7 protein-coding genes are annotated in these 7807 nt (G+C 48.1%); all 7 read right to left on the bottom strand.

The genetic code is table 11. The annotated features are described in order from the left end of the window. Positions 1-85: 85 nt before the first annotated feature. Entirely contained in the window at positions 86-1774 is a 1689-nt protein-coding gene (locus QZL64_RS02310) for a sulfate adenylyltransferase subunit 1 (protein WP_021840431.1), read from the bottom strand. Positions 1775-1846: 72 nt separating this feature from the next. Beyond that, on the bottom strand, positions 1847-2746 hold the full coding sequence (cysD, locus tag QZL64_RS02305) for a sulfate adenylyltransferase subunit CysD (protein WP_021840430.1): 900 nt from the start codon (positions 2744-2746) through the stop codon (positions 1847-1849). Positions 2747-2872: 126 nt separating this feature from the next. Then, positions 2873-3187, bottom strand: coding sequence for a 4Fe-4S dicluster domain-containing protein (locus QZL64_RS02300; RefSeq protein ID WP_021840429.1), 315 nt, complete (start codon positions 3185-3187; stop codon positions 2873-2875). Continuing rightward, the gene (locus QZL64_RS02295) at positions 3184-4971 is read right to left on the bottom strand and encodes an adenylyl-sulfate reductase subunit alpha (protein ID WP_021840428.1); all 1788 of its coding nucleotides are present in this window, start codon (positions 4969-4971) and stop codon (positions 3184-3186) included. The genes QZL64_RS02300 and QZL64_RS02295 overlap by 4 nt, the downstream gene beginning before the upstream one ends. 153 nt (positions 4972-5124) lie before the next feature. Further along, entirely contained in the window at positions 5125-6213 is a 1089-nt protein-coding gene (locus tag QZL64_RS02290; RefSeq protein ID WP_021840427.1) for an ABC transporter ATP-binding protein, read from the bottom strand. A 112-nt stretch (positions 6214-6325) separates the two neighbouring features. Then, positions 6326-7162, bottom strand: a complete 837-nt coding sequence (locus QZL64_RS02285; protein ID WP_021840426.1) for an ABC transporter permease subunit — start codon at positions 7160-7162, stop codon at positions 6326-6328. Position 7163: 1 nt separating this feature from the next. After that, positions 7164-7807: sulfate ABC transporter permease subunit CysT (gene cysT / locus QZL64_RS02280; protein ID WP_296309191.1), on the bottom strand; the 644-nt coding region annotated here is incomplete at its 5' end.

Genomic DNA, 7807 nt, shown 5'->3' with positions numbered 1-7807 from the left:
TTTGTCATGCCTATTCGGCGTACAATAAAAAAGCAGCCACACAGTAATGTACTGTATGACTGCTTAGTCTTATTCGCTTATTCTCTTAAATCGACCAGAAAGAATCATGGAAAATAATCTTACGGTACGTTTCAAAACGGAGCCATTTATCATGCCATGCGCCATCATGCTGCAACGCATCATCGGAAGACTCTTCGATGAATTGTTTTACATCGTCGGCAGAGTTAACCTGCACGGCAAAACCGCGACCGTTCACAACCGGCACGTCGTTGTATGTATACTCAGCCAACGGTACGATATTAGCCAATTTACCGTCCCGTACTTCGATAGCCACTTTATCGCGGAGAACCAAGATATCAAAATTAGCCGGATAGTTGTAGCTGGCACCGGCGAGCGGCAAGCTGTCGCCAATATTAAAGGTCGTGCGGTTAGGACGGATTTTATCTACTTTGAGACCTTCTACATTGTAGTAGAATTCATCAAACACGTCGCCACGTGCTTTCAAGCCATTGCCTTCAAAGCTGTGCTGTTCCGCAGTAGTACCCACCGCTTCTACGACACCGCAAGCGGAGGTCATGTTGCTTACGCGGTTGATAAGAATCAACTCACCCAACGTCTTATGACGACGGAATTCATCCATAACAACCGGCGCCTGGAAGTGCAAGGTGCAAAGGGCAATGCTGTTTTTACCGAGTTCCGCAGCCGGCAAATGTTCACCGCTGTTCACGTCGATTTGGTACTGAATATCCGTCACCGTAGCGGCCACCTGTTTGGTGCCGAGGCTTACGAGATATTCGTTGCCCACTTCAAGCGGTTCGTCATCCATCCAAAGGAGTTTAACGCTGGCCGTCTGAGCGATTTCAATGCCGGTCTGTTTTACCAACACGCTGCCACGAGACACGTCGATTTCACGGTCAAGTTCAACAGTCAACGGCTGGCCGTTTTTCGCTTCCTGCACTTCATCAAAACCGACCATCAAGGTTTTAACCTTAGCTGATTCTCCACTCGGCAATACGGTGAGGGTATCGCCAACGGTAATTTTGCCGGATTCCACTTGGCCTTGGAAGCCGCGGAAGGTGTGATTCGGACGGCAAACGCGTTGTACGGGCATATAGAAACCGTCTTCCGCTGCACCGGATGCATCTACGTTTTCAAGGTATGGCAATAAGGCCGGTCCTTCGTACCAAGGCATGGTCGTTGCTTTAACGGTGATGTTATCCCCTTCGGTAGCCGAAACCGGAATCACCTGTACTTGCTTGAGCCCTACTTCTTTAGCAAGGGCTGCAATGTCCGCTTCAATCTTGCGGAACACGTCTTCTTTATAGCCTACAAGGTCCATTTTATTCACGGCAAACACGAACGACTCAATCCCCATCAACGCACAAATACGTGCATGACGACGGGTCTGCACCAAAATGCCCTGCGAAGCATCCACCAAGATAATGGCCAAATCCGCAAAGGACGCACCTACGGCCATGTTACGGGTGTATTCTTCGTGGCCCGGTGTGTCCGCTACGATAAAGCTGCGGTTGTCGGTGGTGAAATAACGGTACGCTACGTCAATGGTAATCCCCTGTTCGCGTTCCGCCATGAGGCCGTCGAGCAATAAAGAGTAGTCGATGGCGCCGCCGCGGCTGCCCACTTTACTTTCCAATTCCAAGGCTTTCGCCTGGTCCGCATATAATAATTTTGCATCATATAAAATGTGGCCGATGAGTGTGGATTTACCGTCATCCACACTGCCACAGGTAATAAATTTTAAAAGTCCTTTCATCGTTGTATCCTCTCTGTCATCCCCAAGGCTTGTTCTTTTTCAAAAAGAATGGCCCTCATCGTCATGTATGTATTAGAAATAACCTTCACGTTTGCGACGTTCCATGCTGCCCGCCGCTTCACTGTCGATAACACGGGTCGTGCGTTCAGACGATACAGCCGACAAGGTTTCTTCAATAATTTCATCCAAGGTGGTCGCATTGGACTCGGTGCCGCCCGTCAAAGGATAGCAACCTAAGGTACGGAAACGAACTTTCTTCTGCTCGATTTTTTCACCCGGAAGAAGTTTAAAACGGTCGTCATCCACCATGATGATGTTGCCGTCACGGTATACAACAGGACGTTCTGCCGCGAAGTACAAGGATACAATGTCGATGTTTTCACGCTTAATATATTGCCAAATGTCTTTTTCGGTCCAGTTGGACAATGGGAAAACACGGATACTTTCACCCTTATTGATTTTAGCGTTGTAAAGTTTCCACATTTCCGGACGCTGGTTCTTCGGATCCCAGCCGTGCGACGCATTACGGAAGGAGAAGATACGTTCCTTCGCACGGGATTTTTCTTCGTCACGACGACCGCCCCCAAACGCTGCCGTGAAACCGTATTTGTTGAGTGCCTGTTTTAAGGCCTGTGTTTTCATAATATCCGTGTAAGCCGAGCCGTGGTCAAATGGGTTGATACCCTGATCCACGCCGTCCTGGTTGATGTATTCGATCATATCGAGGCCGAATTTCTTGGCTGTTTCATCGCGGAATTTAATCATTTCTTTGAATTTCCACGTTGTGTTTACATGTAAAAACGGAAACGGCGGTTTTTCCGGATAAAATGCTTTGCGCGCCAAGTGGAGCATTACCGAGCTGTCCTTACCGATGGAGTACAACATAACCGGCTTTTCACACTGCGCCGCTACTTCGCGGATAATATATATGGCTTCCGCTTCCAATTCGTCTAAATGGCTGTATTCACTCATGCTAAACCTTCTCTCTTTTACTCTATAATTTATTTTGAAAAATATCTTAACTTTTAAACGTTGCAAAGATACTACAATGTTGAAAAAATCTAAACTTTAAAATTGTCGTATCTGAGATATCAAAGCTTAATATTTATTGGATTCTTGAGCATTCACCACGATGGTCTGACTCTCACCGGTCGGCGAAGTATATTCCCAATTCCAATATTGACCGTCGCGACGAGCCTTCATGGTGCCGCCGAGGCCACCCATATCAGGACCGAGGAAGTAGGCAATAGCGCCTACGGGACATTCCTTAATGCAGGCCATACAGCCCCAACAATCCTTCGGATAGGCCATAAAGGCTTTGCCCGCTTCATTCATAGCCGGTAAGCTGCCGGGGCAAATATTAACGCACCGCTGACAACCTACGCATGTCTGTTGATCGATTTTGATGCTCATAGTGCGCCTCCTTTGCTAACGGCCGCGCCGTCTTGATGTTCATAGCTGTCCGATGTTACCAATGGACGCTGACGAATTTCAATGCCCTTATCCGTTGCCACGGAGTTAACATAGCAGAGCCATTCATCGCTGGTCTCAGGATAATCCAGGTTTTCCGCAAAACTGTGCCAACGCGTTTCCTTGCGGGCCCCCAAGTGAGCAATCAAGGTTAAACATACTACCAAGCGCTCTTTGAGCTCGTAGATAAACAGCAAATCGTGGAGGTTTTCCGCCTTCAGCTGTTCCGCCATGCCTATGAGCTCTTCGATACGTGCTTTCGCTTTGGCCAATTGCTTGCCGTTAAAACGATAATAAGAGCCGATACCGCCGGCATAGCTGTCCATGGCCCGTTGCATCGCTTCTTCCAGCTGTTCCGTCGTATAGAGTGGTGCTTCGCCGGTAAGGAAGGTATCATACGCATCCAAGTACGTTTTGGCCTGCGCCGCTACAGTAGTGGAAACAGTATTCGCTGCTGCTCTAGCTGCGTTAACTTTGCCCCCTGTTGCTACGTTATTGACTGTCCCTGCATTCGCACCTTGTTCGTTTTGCCAACGTTCGGCAATAGCCAAGGCCGCAATTTCACCTTCAGCCAAGGCACCGGTTACATATTTCTGCGGACACCCACCGGCTACATCGCCGGCCGCAAAGAGGTTACGGATTGTCGTTTCACGCTTCGTGTCTACCCAATAACCGCTCGCCGTATGACCACCTACAATATATGGTTCCGTTCCTTCGATTTCCACATTCTGCTGCTGCGGACCCTCGCCGGATTCTAACCATTTTAAAGTCTGACCCGGTGCCATGTTAAGATACGCCTTTAAAAGGTCCATGTTCTGCTCGCTCGTAATACCTTCGGTTGCCAAATAACAAGGGCCGTGACCATCGAGCGTTTCTTTTACAGTCCCGTACACGCGTTGCGAAGTGGTCAGGCCGTATTTCGTTTCATACACTTCGCCATCCGCATTGACCTGTTTAGCGCCCACGCCCTGGGCAATAGTGCCGGTCGGCGCAATTGTGTCTTTACAACGAAGGGCGATAAAACGCATTTCAAAGGTAGTCATTTCAGCACCCGCTTTGATGCCCATGGCATAACCGGCGCCCGTGTTGAACGGTGAATACCACATTTTGTGACGTGAAAAACCCGGATTGTTCGGTCGATATAAGCCGGCCGCTCCGCCGGTGGCACAAATTACATAGGGTGCGTAGATTTCATAGGCTACGTTATTGCGCAATGAAAAACCAACCGCCCCTTTAATTTCGCCGTTTTCTACCAAGTAATCGGTCATAATCACATGTTCCATAACCGTCGTATTTGGTAACTGAAGAACCGCATCAGCCAGAATCGGCTTGATGTTTTCGCCGTTAATCTTAATATTACGATTACCGCGTGCCATATACTCGCCATTTTCGTCTTTCAAAATAACGAGCCCCAAATCTTCCAGTACTTTCGTCACGCCGTTAAGGCGTTCGCTCATGGTGAGCAATAAATCGTGACGGACAATGCCGGCCGCGTCCTTCGTGGCATAATCCACATAATCTTGCGGCTTACGGCCTTTTACGATATACGCGTTCAGCGCATTCACGCCGGCCGCCAAACAGCCGCTGCGTCGAATGGCCGCTTTTTCTACGATGAGAACCTTGGCGTTGCTCTCTTTTTGCAAGGTCAGCGCCGCGTAACAGCCCGCCGTGCCGCCCCCGATGATGAGCACATCCGTCTCAATTCGCTCTCGCTTCTCAAATTTCATAATCCCATTCCACCTAATTTCTATAATGCCTACTTAAGGGCTGAATATCATTTGATATAGTTAACAACATTCACTTTGGCGTTGAATGCTATCTCCTTATAATTGCCTATTACTGATACGTCGTTCATCTTTGCCGTTAACGACTGAATATCACTAAATATAGAACACTTGGTCCGGTTCGAGCGCTTTGTTCTTGGCAATATGAACGTCCGTATTGCTGCACAAAAACAGTCGATAGATGAGTACATCCACTTCTTCGCCGACGGTAAACATGTTGGCCTCAATCGGCTGTTCCGCTTCGAGTATATGCTCGCCGATACGAATTTGCATGCTGAGCCTTGTGCCTTGGAATGTCACCGCTTCTACCACGCCCTGCTCTATAGCACTCTTATTGCCATGGTCGGCGTCTTTTTTGAAAACCGCTACAAATTCCGGCCGAATAATAGCCCAGTCGAAATCGTCTTCTTTGTCAAAACCGACTAATTTCTCATAATTCATGATGCCTTTAGCTTTACCCATGAAACCGGCCACGAACGGCGTTGCCGGCGTACCATAAATTTCTTCAGGTGTGCCCATCTGCTCGATACGGCCATTGTTCGTTACGATGATTTCATCGGCCAGTTCGACTGCTTCTTCCTGATCATGGGTTACGAAAATACTGGTAATCCCGGATTTTTTAATCGTCGCCTTAAGCCATTGCCGTAAATCATGCTTTACTTTTGCATCGATAGCCGCAAACGGTTCATCCAATAGCAATACATGCGGTCTTGGAGCCAACGCACGGGCAAAGGCCACACGCTGCCGCTGACCGCCGGACAATTCCCCCGGATAGCGATCTCGTAAATTAGCAAGGCCCACCAAGTCCAGCAATTCGGTAACACGCTTTTCAATTTTGCCTCGATCTTTATTTTGTACGTCCAAGCCGAACGCAATATTATCAAACACCGTCATATGACGGAATAAGGCGTAGTTTTGAAAAACAAACCCGATGCCGCGTTTAGCCGGTACGATTTCATTTACGCGCTGACCGGCAATATGAATATCCCCTTCGTCGGGATGTTCAAGCCCTGCCAACATACGTAGGATTGTCGTCTTCCCGCTGCCACTGGGTCCCAATAAGGCCACGATACGGCCTTCCGTGATTTCAAAGTTAACATCTTTCGATGCTTCATAATCGCCGTATTGCTTATATATTCCGGTCATCGCCACATAGCTCGATGACGCCGCCGACGTTACGCCCATTTAATCACCTCAAATTCTCTCTTATCTTCTTCAAGTTATATTCTTATACTTTATGTTGTATATAGCTACTTATTTTACCCTCATTGGCTGACGTTTATTCAATCTAAACGCTCTAATCGCCGGCATGACCGACGCGATGTTCCACATAGGCTCTTAGTAAGAGCAATAATACGGACATCAATACCAATAAAGAGGATGCCGCAAAGGCTGCCGTTACGCCCGTCGCCGAACCTGACATATATAATGCGTCGATCTCGAGCGGCAAGGTAAAGGTGCTGCCGCGAGCTTTTGACAAGGCTGCTACGGCCCCGAATTCCCCCAAAGCACGAGCCGCACACAATAAGACGCCGTATAAAAAAGCCCATTTAATTTGCGGAAAGGTTACTTTCCAAAAAACGGTCAATCCCGATGCCCCCATGAGGACCGCCGCTTCTTCCTCTTCACGTCCGCGCGTATGCATGATGGCAATCACTTCGCGGAACACGAAAGGCAAGGTTACAAATATAGTTGCCAAGAAAACACCCGGTAAGGCAAAGACAACGCGCCAATTCGTGCCAAGCCACTGATTAATTGTATCTAAAATCCCATAGCCCCAGCCGATGCGGCCGAATACCATGATAAAGGCAAGACCTGCAATAACCGGTGAAATGGAGAACGGCACATCGATTAAAGTCATGAGGAATTGTTTCCCCTTGAAATCGAATTTACCGATACAATATGCTGCACAAAGGCCGAAGAAGCCACTGACTGCAACGGCTACTAAAGCTGCTAAAAGCGTCAGCCCCAAAGCGGATAACACATACGGTGTGGTTATAGCTTTTAAGTAAAAGCCCCAGCCCTGTGCCAACGAACTGATTATCACAGTTACCAGCGGGAAGACCAACATTAAGATTACAAAGATAAAGCCTAATGTAATCAATGTATTTTTCACCCATTTTGACTGTTTCATATTATCGACCTCCTAACCGCCGTGCCTGACGAAGCTGCATCAAGTTCACGGTAAGCAAAATTAAAAAGGCCAATACGAGGAGCACCAACGCCATGGCAGTTGCCCCCTCATAATCCACATAATTGAGTTTTTGCATAATCACATAGGACACGACTTGCGTCTGCGCTTTAGCACTGTTCCCGGAGATATAGATAACGCTACCGTACTCACCAAGCCCTCGGGCAAAAGCCAAGGCAAAACCGGCTAGACCGGCCGGTAAGATTTCCGGCAAAATAATGCGTCTGAAAATCGTAAAGTTATTGGCACCCAATACGGCGCCGGCTTCTTCGTAAGAACCGTCAAGTTTTGCCAACACAGGCTCCACGGAACGAACTACGAAAGGAATACCCACAAATACTAAGGCTATAATAATACCTATTTTTGTATAAACAATGGATACGCCCAATTTAACCAAGGCACTGCCTAAGAGGCCTGTCTCGGAATAGAGTTTGGACAAGGTAATGCCCGCTACTGCCGTCGGTAAGGCAAACGGTAACTCGATAAGGCTGTCGATGATACGCCGTCCCGGGAAGGTGTAACGCACCAAAATCCACGCCAATAAGGTTCCGAACACGAGGTTAATAGCGGCCGCCACAAAGGCGGGGG

The organism is Veillonella sp. CAG:933 (assembly GCF_000431435.1).
In the GTDB taxonomy this organism is placed as follows: Bacteria; Bacillota; Negativicutes; order Veillonellales; family Veillonellaceae; genus Veillonella_A.
This window is presented reverse-complemented; position numbering and strand designations above follow the sequence as displayed.